Origin of the sequence: Cellulophaga lytica DSM 7489 (genome assembly GCF_000190595.1) — a bacterium.
In the GTDB taxonomy this organism is placed as follows: Bacteria; Bacteroidota; Bacteroidia; order Flavobacteriales; family Flavobacteriaceae; genus Cellulophaga; species Cellulophaga lytica.
This window is the reverse complement of record NC_015167.1, coordinates 1,623,587-1,640,253: the sequence shown is the minus strand read 5'-3', so window position 1 is coordinate 1,640,253 and position 16,667 is coordinate 1,623,587. Positions and strand designations below refer to the sequence as shown.

General features: G+C 31.7%; 15 protein-coding genes. 10 read left to right on the top strand and 5 right to left on the bottom strand.

Features of this window, described 5'->3' with window-relative positions; genetic code table 11:
- Window positions 1-29: 29 nt before the first annotated feature.
- The 4 genes from CELLY_RS07250 to CELLY_RS07235 form a co-directional block, all read right to left on the bottom strand.
- The gene (locus CELLY_RS07250; protein ID WP_013621014.1) at window positions 30-1,346 is read right to left on the bottom strand and encodes a RagB/SusD family nutrient uptake outer membrane protein; all 1,317 of its coding nucleotides are present in this window, start codon (window positions 1,344-1,346) and stop codon (window positions 30-32) included.
- Window positions 1,347-1,357: 11 nt separating this feature from the next.
- Window positions 1,358-4,696, bottom strand: coding sequence for a SusC/RagA family TonB-linked outer membrane protein (locus CELLY_RS07245; RefSeq protein ID WP_013621013.1), 3,339 nt, complete (start codon window positions 4,694-4,696; stop codon window positions 1,358-1,360).
- Window positions 4,697-4,723: 27 nt separating this feature from the next.
- The gene (locus CELLY_RS07240) at window positions 4,724-7,297 is read right to left on the bottom strand and encodes a zinc-dependent metalloprotease (RefSeq protein WP_013621012.1); all 2,574 of its coding nucleotides are present in this window, start codon (window positions 7,295-7,297) and stop codon (window positions 4,724-4,726) included.
- 91 nt (window positions 7,298-7,388) lie between these two features.
- A complete protein-coding gene (locus tag CELLY_RS07235; RefSeq protein ID WP_042256776.1) occupies window positions 7,389-8,960 on the bottom strand; it encodes a histidine kinase in 1,572 nt (523 codons plus the stop codon).
- Window positions 8,961-9,192: 232 nt separating this feature from the next.
- On the opposite strand from CELLY_RS07235, the gene CELLY_RS07230 reads away from it, so the two are divergent.
- From CELLY_RS07230 to CELLY_RS07220, 3 genes are all read left to right on the top strand, one after another.
- The gene (locus CELLY_RS07230) at window positions 9,193-9,912 is read left to right on the top strand and encodes a 3-ketoacyl-ACP reductase (protein ID WP_013621010.1); all 720 of its coding nucleotides are present in this window, start codon (window positions 9,193-9,195) and stop codon (window positions 9,910-9,912) included.
- 67 nt (window positions 9,913-9,979) lie between these two features.
- Window positions 9,980-10,363 carry a hypothetical protein gene (locus tag CELLY_RS07225; RefSeq protein ID WP_013621009.1) on the top strand — a complete coding sequence of 128 codons (384 nt, stop codon included), beginning with the start codon at window positions 9,980-9,982 and terminating at the stop codon, window positions 10,361-10,363.
- Window positions 10,364-10,367: 4 nt separating this feature from the next.
- Window positions 10,368-10,757 carry a VOC family protein gene (locus CELLY_RS07220; protein WP_013621008.1) on the top strand — a complete coding sequence of 130 codons (390 nt, stop codon included), beginning with the start codon at window positions 10,368-10,370 and terminating at the stop codon, window positions 10,755-10,757.
- A gap of 3 nt (window positions 10,758-10,760) precedes the next feature.
- Here the strand turns inward: CELLY_RS07220 and CELLY_RS07215 are convergent, their stop codons facing one another.
- Window positions 10,761-11,123: a DUF983 domain-containing protein gene (locus CELLY_RS07215; RefSeq protein WP_013621007.1), complete on the bottom strand. Its 363-nt coding sequence runs from the start codon at window positions 11,121-11,123 to the stop codon at window positions 10,761-10,763.
- 96 nt (window positions 11,124-11,219) lie between these two features.
- Between CELLY_RS07215 and CELLY_RS07210 the strand changes: the two genes are divergently transcribed.
- The 7 genes from CELLY_RS07210 (at window position 11,220) to CELLY_RS07180 (ending at window position 16,617) form a co-directional block, all read left to right on the top strand.
- Window positions 11,220-12,095 (top strand): AraC family transcriptional regulator, encoded by an 876-nt coding sequence (locus tag CELLY_RS07210; RefSeq protein WP_013621006.1) that lies wholly within the window; start codon window positions 11,220-11,222, stop codon window positions 12,093-12,095.
- Window positions 12,096-12,127: 32 nt separating this feature from the next.
- Complete coding sequence (locus CELLY_RS07205; RefSeq protein WP_013621005.1) at window positions 12,128-13,012, top strand: LysR family transcriptional regulator; 885 nt, start codon at window positions 12,128-12,130, stop codon at window positions 13,010-13,012.
- A gap of 77 nt (window positions 13,013-13,089) precedes the next feature.
- On the top strand, window positions 13,090-14,016 hold the full coding sequence (locus CELLY_RS07200; RefSeq protein WP_013621004.1) for a YeiH family protein: 927 nt from the start codon (window positions 13,090-13,092) through the stop codon (window positions 14,014-14,016).
- Window positions 14,017-14,125: 109 nt separating this feature from the next.
- Window positions 14,126-14,413, top strand: a complete 288-nt coding sequence (locus tag CELLY_RS07195) for a putative quinol monooxygenase (protein ID WP_013621003.1) — start codon at window positions 14,126-14,128, stop codon at window positions 14,411-14,413.
- Between the two features lie 81 nt (window positions 14,414-14,494).
- Window positions 14,495-15,046: a TetR/AcrR family transcriptional regulator gene (locus CELLY_RS07190; protein WP_013621002.1), complete on the top strand. Its 552-nt coding sequence runs from the start codon at window positions 14,495-14,497 to the stop codon at window positions 15,044-15,046.
- A 52-nt stretch (window positions 15,047-15,098) separates the two neighbouring features.
- Complete coding sequence (locus CELLY_RS07185) at window positions 15,099-15,959, top strand: SDR family oxidoreductase (RefSeq protein WP_042257338.1); 861 nt, start codon at window positions 15,099-15,101, stop codon at window positions 15,957-15,959.
- A gap of 94 nt (window positions 15,960-16,053) precedes the next feature.
- Window positions 16,054-16,617, top strand: a complete 564-nt coding sequence (locus tag CELLY_RS07180; protein WP_013621000.1) for a TetR/AcrR family transcriptional regulator — start codon at window positions 16,054-16,056, stop codon at window positions 16,615-16,617.
- Window positions 16,618-16,667: the final 50 nt, after the last annotated feature.

Below are 16,667 nucleotides of genomic sequence, written 5' to 3'. Positions count from 1 at the left end.
AATAATTGCTCGCTGACTAACTCGTAATATTATAATTCCGGGTTATTTAATCTTGCATCTGCTGGAAATGGCAAAGTATATCGTGGATCATTTTCACTTAACTGAAAGTCTACACCGCTTAAAGTATGTGTTATTACCTTTTGGTTACTTCTTCTTAAATCAAACCAACGGTGACCTTCTAGCGCCAATTCTCTCCAACGTTCTTCATATAACTCTTGCATAAACTCATTAGCAGACATTGGGTTAATAGCCGTTGCTAAATTAGCCATATATGCACTTTGGTAACGATTTTGCATAAATGCCAACAAGGTAGCTTTTGCATCCTCTAAAGCTCCTAGTTTTGCCTGTGCTTCGGCTTTTATTAAAACCAACTCAGACACTCTAAACGAACAATTAAACTCTTGCTCACCGCCTTTTGCTGCTTTGTAGTTACTACCATCTTCAGAAAAATACAATCCAAACCTTAAATCGTTTGCTGTATCATAAATAGCTAATAAATCATCAGAAATAAAAGAACTATTTCTAACACTAGGGTCAAACACATCTTCTAATGCCATGATAGACTCCACAGATGTGTATAAATTTGGCAATTGTGGCGTGTCATTTAAATTAACAAGCTCTTTATTTAAAGCTAAAGCAGCATTAGCAGCCGTTAAAGCGGCTTCACTATTATTCATATACGTATGCACACGAGCCTCTAAGGCTAAAATTGCTGTTTTAGTAAATCTGTAATTTAAACCAGCATCAAACTTAGTAACATTTAATAGCGACTTTGCCTTTTCTATATCTATTAGCACTTGGTTATACACTTCTTGCACAGATACAGGTACAAAAACCTGCTCTAGATCTATCCCCAAAGCCAAAGGAACTCCAGTATCTGTTGCTGCAGTTGTAGCATTATAAGGTACTCCATAAAGGTTTACCAAATCAAAATGTGCATAAGCACGTAGTGCATAAGCCTCTCCCAATAATTGATTTTTTTCTTGTGATTCTTCAATTTTTTCTGCACCATCTTCTATAACATGATTAGTGTAAAAAATAGAGTTATACACTTGTATATAAGGGTAAGGTGCCGTTTGCGGATCTGGATTGGCATCTTTCCAAGAATACACATCTTTGTACGATGTAAAATCAAAACTATTTTCATCTAAAATTAACTCATCTGCCCTGTAAGCAACCCTAGATTTTTGCTCCGGAAAAACATCATATCCTTTTGTTAGTACCGCTCTAAATTCTTCTAGAGATTCTGGTATAACTTTTCCTTCTGGTTCAATTTCTAAATAATCATCGCAGCTTACAGCAAAAAATGCTACTAATGCTACTAGGTATATATATTTTTGTTTCATTATTTACTATTTTAAAAAGTTACATTTAACCCTATTGCAATTGTTTTGGCTATAGGCTGCGCATATATGTTTCCGTAGGTTTCAGGATCAAAATAACCGTTATAATCAGACCCAAATACCAACAAGTTTTTACCCTCTAGACTTAAGCGGAAGCTATTAATATTTAGCTTGGTAGTTAAGCTTTTAGGAAAACTGTAGCCAACACGCATACTATTAATTCTTATATAACTCATTTCTTTAACCCAAGTATCTAACAAAGGCATTGTTTCTACTGGATTTAAGCCCCCAAACCACTTGTAGGCCATCCAAGAATCTCCTGTGCCAGATGTTTCACCTACAATAGCTGGCAAATTACTATCTGTATTTGTAGCAGACCAAGCATCTAAAACTCTAGCAGAATAGTTTTGCCCACGATCTAATTGTGTACCATTATAAGGTTGGCGCTCTACAACTGTCTGTTTTAAGTTAAAGTTAGCAGCAACAGTAAAATCTAAATTTTTAAATTTAAAAGTGTTTATAATACCGCCACTATATTTAGGATCCTGGTCTCCTACATATGTAAACAGGTTTCTAAATTCTTCATTAGTTAACTCTGACTCTGTTAAAAAGCCTGGGAAAAAATCTGCCCAAGGATCTTTTAACTTAAAAAAGTCTACAGCAGAAACAACCTCATCTCCACGTTTAAATAATGGGTAACCACTTTCATCTATACCAGCTGTTTTTAAAGCAAATACAGCATTTACTGGCAAACCTTCTCTAGATGGTAAAAAGCTATTATCTCTAACCTGTATTTTATCTACGTTACTTTTGTTGTGAGATATATTAATGTTTGTAGTCCAAGAAAAATCTTTAGTTACAATGTTTCTTGTAGACAAGCTAATCTCATACCCTTTATTAGTTACCTCTGCCCAGTTTAGGTTGGTAAACTCAAATCCATTTTCTAATGGCACAGAACGCAAACCAATTAAATCTGTACTGTTACGCTTATAAACATCTGCAGCAATATTAATTCTACCATTAAACAAACCTAAATCCATACCAACATTGGTATTAGTTGTTTTTTCCCAACGCAACTTAGCATTTGGCGGTGATGTAACTACAATTGTTTCTTCTGATGTACCAGGCAAAATGCTAGTAGTGTCATACTCACCAATTACAAACGGCGAAGTATTACGGTCTATATTACCTTGCAAACCATAAGATCCTCTAAAGCGTAAGTTAGATATAACATCACTTGTTTTTAAAAAGTCTTCTTCACTAGCCAACCAAGATCCAGAAACAGACCATAATGGCAAATATTTATATTTAGGATCTACTCCAAATAAGTTAGACCCATCATAACGTACGCTACCAAAAAATGTGTATTTACGGTCATAGGTATAAGAACCTGTAGCGTAAAAAGATGCGTATGCATTTTCTGCAGTAGTCTTATCATACGTTTGATAAGTACTTTCATTAGCTGTATCTTCATTAGGAAAAATTATAGGTGTAGTAGTTAACGTATTTTTATTATACCCAAAACCACGACTCATAATATTAGTATACTTAGAGCGTCTAAACTCAGATCCCAACAAACCTTCTACTTCATGTTTACCAAAGCTAGCATCATACGTTAGTAAAGATTTCCAGTTGTACTGAAAAAAATCTTCGTTCCAGTTTTGTATAATTCCGCCTTCTGGTAAAAAGTAATAATAATCACTTATACTAGAGTCGTAACGTCTACTTTTTTCACGCTCTTTTCTAGAAAAATACGTTTCTTCCCCAGCATACTTTTCAGTGCTAGTTTTATCAAATTGCAACCCTAGTTGTGTAGATAATGTAAGGTTGTTTGTAATTTTATAAGCACCATCAAAAATTGCCTTTACAGCTTGGTTTTTTAAATCGTATGCCGTGTTTTCTCTTTCTTCTAAAAAGTTAAATGGCACATATCTACCGTCTGTACCCTCTATATCTTGGTCGTAATTGTAAGACCCATCTTCTGCATAAGGCATAAAATAAGGGTTTACATTTCTGCTGTAATTTGCCGGGTTAGTAAATGCATCTGTACCCGTTAAGTACGACTCTTTTTTAGATTGAGAAAGAAAAATAGAAGCACCAGCACTTAGGCGATCACTAATATCAAAATTATTTTTTAGGGTGATGTTATAACGCTCTAATCCTGTACCAATAGTAGTACCTTCTTCATCATAATAACCTAAAGAAAAGTAATAGTCTGATGTATCTGTACCTCCAGAAATTCCTAAGCTATACTGTGTGTTTACACTAGTTTGGTATAGTAAATCTCCCCAATTAGCATTGTTATTTTTTAATGCATTTATCTGAGATTGAGTTGCAGAACTTAATGAAGAAAAACCACTAGTTTGATACGTTCCTAATTCGCCAGAATTATTTAAAATACGTGCAACCTCACCTTTATTAGTTCTAAAATCTAAATCTGTACGTGCTGCTAAACCAAGTTCAAAATCTACTTTTTGTTCAGAGTTCATTAGGTTTAACTCATCAAAATTAGGCTTTGTAGAAAAAAACGTGTTTGCAGAAAAGTTAACTCTCATTTTACCGCTTTTTCCTCTTTTAGTAGTAACTACAATTACACCATTAGCCGCTCTTGCACCATAAATAGCAGTGGCAGCAGCATCTTTTAAAATGGTAATATCTTCTATATCACTAGGGTTTAAACCAGCAATAGCGTAGTTACGTAATTGATCTATATTGTCTTTATCACTAAAATCTGGCACATCATTACCCTCTAAAGGCAACCCATCTACAACCCATAACGGATCTTGTGGGCCAGATAAAGAAGCTGTTCCTCTAATTCTAATTTTAGCAGGTGCTCCTGGTGCTCCTGTTTGTGTGGTAGCAACTACACCGGCAACCTGGCCTTGCAATAATTGATCTACACTAGCAACACCAATTTGCTCAATATCATCCATTTTAACCTTAGCTACGGATGATGTTAACTTTCTCTTCTCTACCTTTTGGTATCCTGTTAAAATAACCTCATCTAAACTATCTACATTTTCTTTTAAAGAAATAGTATAGTTATTAGCAGCAGTTAAGTTTATGGTTTTAGTTTGATAACCTAAATAAGAAACTGTAATTTGTGTTATTGCAGCTGGTATTTTTAAAGAAAACTTACCGTTAAAGTCTACAACAACACCAATAGATGTATTTTCTATTACACCAGCAACGCCGGTTTCATTGGCAATCATATTTTTAGAGACGTAAACCGATGCTCCTGGCAAAGGCATACCGTCTTCTGCTCCTATTACCTCTCCGGTAATTGTTCTCGTATCCTGTGCCCACGCTGCGGTAACAGCCACAAAGAATAACGTAAAAAGGAATTTATTCATAAAAAAATTGGTATTTAGGGGTTAAAATTAGAATTTTAATGTGTTTTTAATACGATAAATCAAATCATTATAATGCGCTTGCGTATTTGCATCTCCTTTACGCTTCTTTTTTAACAACAATTGCAATACATTTTGCAACTCTTGGCGCTTGTATGACGCTATTTCTGATGTACGCGTCATAGAACTATAATTAATATTACGTGCTTGCTTTTCTTCAGCCAAAGCAACAGCACAAAAGCTAGTTGTAGTAAAAAAGTTTGCTGTATTAAGTTTTTTAACTGTGGTTTTTTCTAAAATTTTTTGTGTGTCAATTAGCAAAACATCTACATAGTTTTTCTGTGTCATACGCTCTACTAAGGTTAAAGACGCACCTTTTTTAGTGCTTTTAAAAATGTGCGAACGCAAATCTGTAAACAAATCTTGTACTGTGTAGCGCGCCTGATGCTCTGGGTTGTACAAATTGGTTTCTACCATACGCAGTAAGCGCTCATTAGAAAGTAACTTATACAACGTATTGTATTGTAAAGACCTAGACAAGGTATAAGGTGCCTGCTCAAAAGGTCCTAAAGGAGAGTCTTTAATTGCATATGTATGTTTTAAAACCGGATTAAAAAACAACCACTCTGGTATTGTAAATACATTTTTGTTTAAGTAAGCAACAGCATCTTTCTGCAATTGGTAAGGCACTGGTTGGTAACTTTGTTTACCGTCTTTATGTAGTGTATTATTTAAGTAAATACCACCAACATTATTAGTAACATGGTCATTATACATGTTCCACTGTCCAATAATACCCATATACAATTTACCCGTATTGTAATAATCATCTCCTTCTTGGTATGTCCACTCCTCTAAATTGTCTGCAACACGCTGTAAATTTTTAAGTCCATATGTGCTTGCTGTCATTGAATTATCTCCTAAATCTTCAGATTGAGACCTAGGATCTATAGTGTTTAAATATGGCTGCTGCTCTCCATAAAAGTAAAGTGGGTTGTTAGCATGGCTATTCACCAATGCTTTTAATTGTTTTTTTTCTTCTAGTGGCGACTTAAACCATTGGTATCCCCACTGTATTGCGTACGTATCATAAACACCTATTTTAGGAGTTATAGCTGTTACATTATCTTCTGGTTGTGCAACATAATTGTAACGAGCATAATCCATAATTGATGGTGCTGTACCACCCATTTTATCTGTAAATGTTTTAGATCGAAGAGAATCTACCGGAAAACTATGTGAAGCTCCCATATTATGCTTTAATCCAAAAGTATGGCCTACTTCATGAGAAGACACAAACCTAATTGCTTCTCCCATATGCGCATCATTAAAAACATTACCTCTAGACTTACTATCTATTGGTCCTGTTTGTATACGCATCCAACTTTGTAAAGATGTCATTACGTTATGCCACCAAATAATATCTGCCTCTATAATTTCTCCGCTTCGTGGATCTACAACAGATGGCCCCATAGCATTTGCTTGTGGAGATGCTGCATAAGTAATTACAGAATAACGCACATCATCTATATCAAAATCTTTATCATTAGCATCTGGTTCTTTTGCTATAATTGCATTTTTAAAACCTGCTTTTTCAAAAGCTACCTGCCAATCTTTTACACCTTGTATTATATAACTTCTCCACTGTTTAGGTGTTGCAGGATCTATATAATAAACAATTGGTTTTTTTGGCTCTACCAATTTACCACTTAAGTACCTATCTACATCTTCTGGTTTAGGCTCTAAACGCCACCTAGTAATAAACTCTTGCTTTTTCATAGCCTGTTGTTTATCATTAAAATACCAGTGTTTTTCTGTAAAGTAACCTACACGCTTATCTAATTCTCTTGCTTGCATTGGTGTTTTTGGCAACAATACTATGTTGCTAGTTACCCCTAATGTAACGTACATAGCTGGCCCACCTTCATTAACCGTTGTGGTTAACTGAGACTTAACTACAACATTTTCTGGAAACGACTTTATTTTTTGAATATATGACAAATCGCTTTTAACGCTACCGCCTAAACCAACATTATTTAGCACATCATTAAAACTTTTTTCTTTTCCATTAAAAACCTTATTAACCTTTATTAATGGTGCATTTGTTTTAGGATTGTAACTTTCAATATCAAATTTTTCTATAATAGACTCTGCAAAATTGTCTTTTACAGATAAGGTTATAGCATCATTTTTAGGAGAAGAAACCATTGGGTTACTTGTTTTAACCCAAATTGTTTTAGACAAACTATCTTTATGAAACGTAATTAATTTATTTTCATAATTCATTCCTTTATTTAAACCGTGCTCATTTATTGCTAAAGGAACCTGAGATATTTTATTTACTATTAAAAACTCTCTAGTAAAAAGACTATCTGGAATTTCAAAGTAATAATCGGTATCAGTTTTAATTACACTAAACAAGCCTTTAGTTACTGTTGCATCTTTTAAAAGTTTAGCATAATCCTTATACCCTTTATTTAGGCTATCTTTAGATTGTTCTTTATCTTTTTTATTCTCTTTTTGAGCAGAAACACCAATTGTACTTCCTATAAAAAGAATAAATAGCACTATTTTAACTATAAATGCAGACTGATTTTTACGCATAATGAGGTTATAATTTTGCCTAAAAATCTGTGTTTTACTAAATACTCACAAAAAAAGGAGAGTGAGTGGATATTATTAAGGAGTGAATGGATTATTTAATAATTATGTAAGGTAAATGACAAATGTATTGTGAATTTTTCTGATAATTTGTGAAATTATTTACATTGTAATAAGCGTAAATGTTTTTTAGATAGTCTATTCCAAAGTGATTACTTTTTTGTGGTGTAGCTATAGGTTGGTAATTATTTACAACCTTTATACCATCTTCAGCTAAATGTACCGTTATTAAAAGTGGCTTAACTTTAGTTGCCGCATTGTGCTTAATAGCATTTTCTACAAGGGTTTGTAATGCTAAAAACGGAATATACTTGTGTTCTACTACATTTACATTACCCAAAATAGTTACTTCTAAACTTTTACCAAAACGTGTTTGTTGTAAATAAATATATTCATTAAGCAGTTCTAACTCATTTTTTACAAGGGTAATATTGTTTGCTGGCGGTGTAATAAAATAACGGTAGAGCTTAGAGAGCTTTAATGCAAAGGTTTTAGATTTTTCTTTATTTACATCTATTAACATATACAAAGAGTTAAGAGCGTTAAATAAAAAATGTGGATTTATCTGCTCTTTTAATTGCTGCAATTGCAAAAAAGAACTCTCTTTTTCTGCAATTTGGTTCTGTACAATTAAATTATTTTTCTCCTTTAGTAAACGCTCCTTTTCTTTGTACTGTTTTTTAACTCTTTCATTAAAAAAGTAAAATACAAATAGTAATAATATGGTAGATATACCATAGATTAGAAAAGTGTATTGCCTAATTTTAGTAACATTTTCTTCACTAATATTTTTAGGAGAACTTACTGCAATATACCAAGAGGTTTCTTTTAATTGCAAGGGCTGTAAGTAACGTATAACATCTAATTGTAAATACTCAGACTTTACAATGCTTGGCACCTGATTATTAACTGTTAACTCTATGGTATCCTTAGGAGATATAGAACTAAATGTAAACACACTTTTACCTAATAAATTTTCATCTGGATGTAATAAAACCAAACCATCTTTATTAAAAACATAAGCGTAATTAATAGATTTAGAGTCTACGTTTGCAAAATAACGTTGCAAATCTTTTAATGCTATATCATACCCTAAAAATAGAGAGTCTTTTGTAGCAGTAACTACAGCAAGCTTGTTACGCCAAACATACCCAGTAGAAGTAGGCACAATTACACTTTGCTTTTTTACTACAGCTAACGATTTATTTTTGTTTTTAGAAGATAAAACAGTGTCTTGCAAGGTTTCTATAGATGCTTGCGAATCTGTATACTGTGTAAACGAAACTTTTTGCCAAGAGATTAAGGAATCTAATTGTTTTGGCTGAAAAGAAATCCAAGTATTAAAATTTTGTTGCAAATCATTAACCGAATTAGACCTATTTACAATAGTTTCAATTCTAGTTAAAAAATTTTCTAAACGTGTTAATTCTTGGTAAACATCATCATATTTTTCCATAAAATTACGCTTAGCAATATCTTCACTAACAATAGTAATTTCATCTGTAATTAAATAACTTAATGCTAGAGTACTAAACACTGTAACTATAACCATTACTAATACCAGAGTGGTGTATTTAATTTTAGAAAAAAAGCGAATAATACTCATACAGGAAAGAAGGTTATAATGGCTACAAATGTAAATAAACAAAATTGAGTTTTTGAAATTAAAGTACAATCCATAAATTATAATATGCAACTACCTAATTCATAACAACTATAAAAATCTTAACAAAAAACCAACATTATTACTTACCTCAAAAACTTAATTGTTCTATACTTTTGTTAAACTCTTAAATAAAATAATACGCTTTACGTATTTAAAATAACACATAAGAATAATGGAAAATATAAAAGGACAAAAAGCTCTTATTACTGGTGGCAGTAGAGGTCTTGGTAAAGCAACAGCTTTGGCTCTTGCTAATGAGGGGGTAGCGGTAGCAATTACAGGAAGAAATAAAGAAACTCTAGAAAAAACAGTTGCAGAAATTAAGGCTCTGGGTGTAGAGGCAACATATGCCGCTTTTGATGTTGGCAACCCAGAAGAGGTAAAAAAAGGAATTGCATCTATATTTAATGATTTTAAAAGCATAGACATTTTAATTAATAACGCTGGTATTGCTGCATTTGGCTCATTTAATGATATGGAAGCTGACCAGTGGACACAAATTTTACAAACCAATGTACTAGGTGTTTATTACGTAACAAAAGAAGTATTACCACATTTAATTGAAAAAAATTCTGGAGATATTATTAACATATCTTCTACTGCCGGTTTAAATGGTAATGCAAACACATCTGCTTATTCTGCTTCTAAATTTGCTGTTATTGGCATGTCAGAGTCATTGATGAAAGAAGTACGCAAAAATAACATTAGAGTAAACACCCTTACACCAAGTACAATTGCATCAGATATGTCTATAGATTTAGGCATTGCAGATAAAGACTCTAAAGATAGTGTACTGCAGCCTGAAGACTTTGCAGAGCTAATTGTTGCTGGTTTAAAACTACCAAGAAGAGCTATGCTTAAAAACGCTTCATTATGGTCTACAAATCCTTAAAATAATTAGTATTGCGCTAATGTATATTAGCGCAATACATCATCAAGTTTATACTTAAAAACATCTAATGTCTACACCTATGTCTTTAGAGAAAAAACCAAATAAACTTGAGTCTAAAAAAAGCTTTTATAAAACTATAGAAAACTACTACAACCCTATAGTTAAAGACAAAATACCAAATGGTTTATTGTTAAATTTATATTCTTATTTAGCAAAGTCTCAGCATAAAATATACAAAGCTCTCAGAAAAAAGCACCCCAAATCTAAAGCACGTTATTCTTCTTTTAAAACAAAAGACCTACACTACCCTTTTACGCAATATGGTATTACAAATTTTTTAAAAGAAAAAGATGCTGTAAATTACACAACCTATTGCAAAATACTTTTTAAAATGAATGACGAAGAACTTGCAAAGTATTTAAAAGAAAAACACACATACGAAACAAAATAAGAAAATGAATACTATTAAAAATGCTACACTTTTAGTTTTTAATTATGATGATGCAATAGCATTTTACACTAAAAAACTAAATTTTATTTTGACTGAAGATGTACCTCTTGATAACGGAAAAAGATGGATTACAATACAAGCAAAAGACCAACCTAATTTTGCATTGGTAGTAACACTTGCAAATACAGACTTGCAAAAAGCAACTGTAGGTAAGCAAGCTGGTGATGGTGTTGCTTTTTTTATGCAAACCAATACGGTAGAAAAAGACTTTAGTACTTTTAGTAAAAACGGAGTTGAATTTTTACAAAAACCCACAAAACAACCCTATGGTACAGTTGCAATTTTTAAAGATTTGTACGGTAATAAGTGGGACTTAATAGAGCCTGTTAAATAACAATTAGGCTTTCTTTTCTTTATAAAAAAGATAAATCCAAATAATTCTAGAGTATCTGTAGTTAAAAGTGCTTAAAATAAGAGCAAAAAACAGTACACCAAAAAAAGTATACAGAATTGGCATTTTCAAAATAAAATAAAAAAGAATAGAAAATGCTATAAATTCTGCCACAGCCAACGCATAACTAACAAACATTGCCCCAAAGAAAAAGCCAGGTTCTTTCTCAAACTTAAAATTGCAGTTTTTACACACAGCATCCATCTCCGGAATAGACAGTAGAAACAATCCTTGAGCAGCATTAAAAATACTTCTTTTTTTACACTGCGGACATTTTCCCTTTAAAAGCGATGATACTAAACTTGCCATAACTTATTTTTTTAAGCAAAGGTAAAGTGCTTATCCCATAAAAAAGCTATACATATTTCTCCATTTTTTGTACATTTAAGACATTTATAAAGTTGTATGAAGATTATTCCTGTATTAAATATTAAACAATTTGAACATAGAGTTCCCTTAACAGACTTTTATAGTAATGATTTAAGCACACATTTACATAAAAACGCAGCCGTTGTAAATAAGCCACATAGCCATAACTTTTACCTATGTGTAATATTCACAAAAGGCAAAGGAACTCATGAAATAGATTTTAATAGTTATGAGGTTAATACTGGTAGTGTTTTCTTTTTAAAACCAGGGCAAACTCATTATTGGAAATTTACAAATACACCAGAGGGTTACATTTTTTTTCATACGCAAGATTTTTATGAGCTGCATTTTTCAACCAGTAAATTAGAACAATTTCCTTTTTACTATTCACACAAAAACACTCCTCATATAACGGTAAACAAAAATGTACTTACACAACTAATTACCAATTACAGAAGTATTAACCAAGAGTATTACGCCAATTTACCCTATAAAAAACAAAAAATAGCCAGTTTACTACACACTGTGTATATAGATTTGGCTAGGCAATATAACAAAGAGGCTCCTACTACAGAAACAAACTCTGTTGCATATATAGAAACCTTACGTGCTTTGGAACAAGAAATTGAAATACATTTTAAAACTGAAAAATCTGCCCAGTTTTACGCAGACAAATTACACATTACCGCAAAGCACTTAAATAGAGTTTGCAAAACAACATTAAATAAAACTACAACAGAACTAATTACAGAACGCGTAATATTAGAGTCTAAAAGATTGTTAGTACACTCTAAAAACACTATGTCATCAATTTCTGAAAACTTGGGTTTTAAAGACTATGCTTACTTTTCAAAAGTATTTAAATCTAAAACTAAACTAACACCACTAGAGTTTAAAAAAAGTTATAAGTAATTTTGTAGTTATTAGCTGCTAAATTTTCATCTATGAAAAACAAATTACATATATTTAAAAGCGTTGCACAACACGCTAGTTTTACCAAAGCAGCAGAGCAGCTATTTATATCTCAGCCTGCTGTATCAAAAGCAATAAGAAATTTAGAAGACGATTATAAGTGTGCTTTTTTTATTAGAAAAAGAAACTCTATAGAACTAACCACTAATGGCAAAGCGTTTTTGGTGTATGTAAACAGAATTTTAGACATCTATGCAGAAATTGATCAGCAATTTTTATACAAAGAAAAAACATACCCAGATGAAATTAGCTTTGGTGCAAGTACTACAATTGCCAATTATATTTTGCCAAAAGTAATAGCTAAGTTTAAAACTCAGTTTCCTAATACCAATATTAAAATTGATAGTGAAAACTCTGATGAAATTGAAGAATTAATTTTAAATCAACAAATAGATTTTGGAATTACAGAAGGCAAAAACACAAATCCAAAGTTGCATTTTACTAAGTTTATTAAAGATGAAATTGTACTGGTAACCAACAGTAAAAATAGCAACCACAAAAAAGGAATAATTAACTTAGATGAGTTAAAAAACTTACCTATAATAGAACGTGAAATAGGTTCTGGAACAAAAAAAATTATTCAACAATTTTTACAACAAAACAATATTAAAAAACTAAATACAGTAGTTACCCTAAACAGTACAGAAGCCATAAAAAATTACCTGTATTACGCTAACAGTTATGCTCTATTGTCTATAAATGCAGTTACAGAAGATCTGCTGCACAACAAGCTAAAAGTTATTGACATTAAAAACTTTAGCATAGAGCGTTGGTTCTACTTTGTTTCTAGAACAGGTTACCAAAATACTACTATGACTAATTTTGAAAAATACATACGCAACAACCATAACTTTTAGTTATACTACATAGCATTAATGTTTGCATAACAGTTATATGTTAACTGTACTTTTGTATCAGATTAAAATAGTTTGATATGAATACCACAATTACAAAACTCGTATATTTTAGCATAGTTATAGCTGCAATAACAGGATACTTAAATAGTGCTACAGCACTAACTTTAGGTTTTGTTTTTACGTTAATATTTAAAAACCCTTTTAAAGTACATAGTCATATGGCCATACACTACTTTTTAAAAATATCTGTAGTTGGTTTAGGGTTTGGTATGTTTATAAAAGAGACATTGCAAACAGGTAAAGAAGGTTTAAGTCTTACCTTTTTATCTATTGTACTTACAGTAAGCTTAGGTATAATTTTAGCAAAATTTTTAAAAATAGATCTAAAGCTTGGGCATTTAATCACCTCAGGCACATCTATATGCGGTGGTAGTGCTATTGCTGCTATTGCACCCGTTATAAAAGCCAATGGTAAAACAATAAGCATTGCCCTTGGTGTTGTATTTTTATTAAACTCTATTGCCTTATTTGTGTTCCCTGCTGTTGGGCATTGGTTAGGACTAAATCAGTCTCAATTTGGACTATGGTGTGCTATTGCCATACACGATACAAGCTCTGTTGTTGGCGCAGCATTAGATTACGGAGACCAAGCACTTAAAATAGCCACAACCGTAAAACTATCAAGAACTTTATGGATTATACCTCTTTCTATAGTATCAATGTTTATTTTTAAAACTAAAGGAGAAAAAATAAGAATACCTTATTTTATTTTACTCTTTATAGGCGCTATACTTATAAATAGCTACCATATTTTACCAGCTTTTGTTACAACAAACATTGTTTTATACTCAAAACGCTTGTTAGTACTAACTCTTTTTATTGTAGGCACAACCATATCTGTAAAAGACCTTAAATCTACAGGCTCTAAGCCAATTGTTTTAGCCGTTTGCTTATGGCTTTTTATCTCGGTTTTTTCTTTAACTTACATTCTAAACATAAAATAACAATTGGTATATATTGCCAAATAATACTATTAGAGTATAAAAAATATTTTTTGTGTAGATATAACGGATAATTTACAACATTTGCACTAACAATGTAAACTATAGATTTATGAAAGTATATGTAACCGCAATAATTAAAAGTAAGCCAGAATTTACAACAGAAGTTAAAGCTGCTTTACAAAATATGGTAGTTGAAACTTTAAAAGAGGAAGCTTGCATACAATATGACTTACAGCAGGGGCTAACAGATGACAACACTTTTATTTTTCATGAAATATGGGAGAATGAAGCCGGATTAGATTTACACGGGCAGCAACCTCACATTACTAGTTTTAAGGTCTTAGCAGCTACAAAGCTTGAAGAAAAACCAATTGTTGTTAGAACAAAACTGATCTAATTTTAATAGCTTATACTAATTTTAACAAAAATTAAATAAAAATAATTGGAATACTCATTCCAATTATTTTACCTTTGCTGTATGAATAAAAAAGAAACCATATTAAAAGCAGCCTTAGAGCTATTAGTAGAAAATGGCATACACGCTACACCTGTTTCTGCAATAGCAAAAAAAGCTAATACAGGTATGGGAACTATTTACAATTATTTTGAAAGTAAAGAAGCACTAATTAATGCTATCTACGTAGCTATTAAAGAAGAAGAAAAAAAAGTTTTAGACACTGTGTTTAATAATGATTTACCAGTTAAAATTCAGTTTGAAAAATACTATACTATTGTAATAGAATTTTTCACTAAAAACAAGTTGTATTTTGGTTTTATGGACCAATTACAAGCTTCTCCTATAATAACTAATGAAAGTAAATCTGTAGGTTATAATGCCATAGAGGGAGCAATATCTTTACTAATAAAAGGTAAAAATGAACATATTATTAAAAACATAGATAATGATGAACTACTACAGTTTATTGGTGGCTCTATATTATCTTATTTAAGGTGGATTAACTTGCCTGATCACAACAATAAATCCCTTAAAAACCAAATTACTTTGGTTTGGGATGCAATAAAAGAGTAAAAAAATTTAAACAACAATTGGAATGAATATTCAATCCAAAAAAATAAACAAAATGAAAAAAAACGTATTAATCACAGGAACATCAACAGGAGTAGGATTAGAAACAGCAATACTATTTGCTAAAAATGGTTACAAAGTTTACGCTACCATGCGTAATCTTTCTAAAAGCGAAGCTCTAAAACATAAAATTGAGAAAGAAAAATTAGATATTGAAATACTTGAGTTAGATGTTACTAAACAAGAAACTATTACCAAAACTGTAGAATACATTATTTCTAAAGATAAAAAAATAGATATACTAATAAATAACGCTGGCGCAGGATTTGCTAAAACAACAGAACAGGCCACTGTAAAAGAAATTGAGTGGGTTACTAACGTAAACTATTTAGGTGTTGTATTTACTACCAAAACAGTACTACCTTATATGAGAAAACAAAAAGCAGGTCATATAATAACATTATCATCAGTAGGCGGATTAATTGGTCAGCCGTTTAATGAGTTATATTGTGCAGCAAAATTTGCAGTAGAAGGCTTTATTGAAGGTTTGGCTACTTATGTAGGCCCTTCGTTTAATATAAAATTCTCTGTGATAGAACCAGGTGGTATTGCTACAGAGTTTATGAAATCTGCAATAAGTAATACAGCAGTAGACGGACAATTTGCTACGGGTGAATATGAGCCTATTTTTGCAAAATATTTAGAAGGAAATCAGCGCAGAGCAAATGAGGAGGCCGAAAACACCTACCAAACACCTTTAGAAGTTGCCACGGTTATTGCCAACGTAGCAGAGGATGAAAACCCGCCTCTACGCATAAGAACATCAGCGTGGGCAGAGGATTTTACCAAATTAAAAACAATTGGAGATCCTGACGGAAAAAAGGTTATTGAACAAATTTCAAGCACATTTCTATAATAAACCTAAGAGCAGCTTTACACAAACGTTGCTCTTTTTTTTCTAAAAACAGACAGACTTGTCTATTTGTAAAATTTTATGCTATATTTGCAGAGTGAAACATTCTAAGGTAAAACAAAATATAATAGAAACAGCATCTGCTCTTTTCTACAGAAATGGTTATAACGCTACAGGTATAAATGAAATTATAGCTGAATCTGGCATTGCTAAAGCAACATTATACAATCATTTTAAATCTAAAGAGGACATTTGTTTAGCTTACCTAAAACATATGAATGCTACTTTTATAAAAGATATTAAAAGCTTTTGCGAAAGTAGTCCAAAAGGGGAGCAACGTGTTCTTGCTTTATTTGACTTTTTAGACAATTTCTTCCTTCAAAAAGATTTTAATGGCTGTTGGTGCATAAAAACAGTATCAGAAATCCCTAAAGATAATGTACGTGTTAGGGCAGAAATACAAAATCAAAAAACCAATTTCATAGCTTTAATTTCTAACTTAATTGCTGATAATTTAGAAATTAAAAACCATAAAAATCTGAATAGTTATGCTAGACAAATTTATTTACTGTATGAAAGTGCTGTCGCAGAAAGTCACTTACACCAAGACAGTTGGCCAATAAAGGAGACAAAAAATATATGTTCGCAAATCATAGCTTAAAAAAATTTGCATAAACAAAGACAGACTTGTCTGTTCATATTAAAAATTAA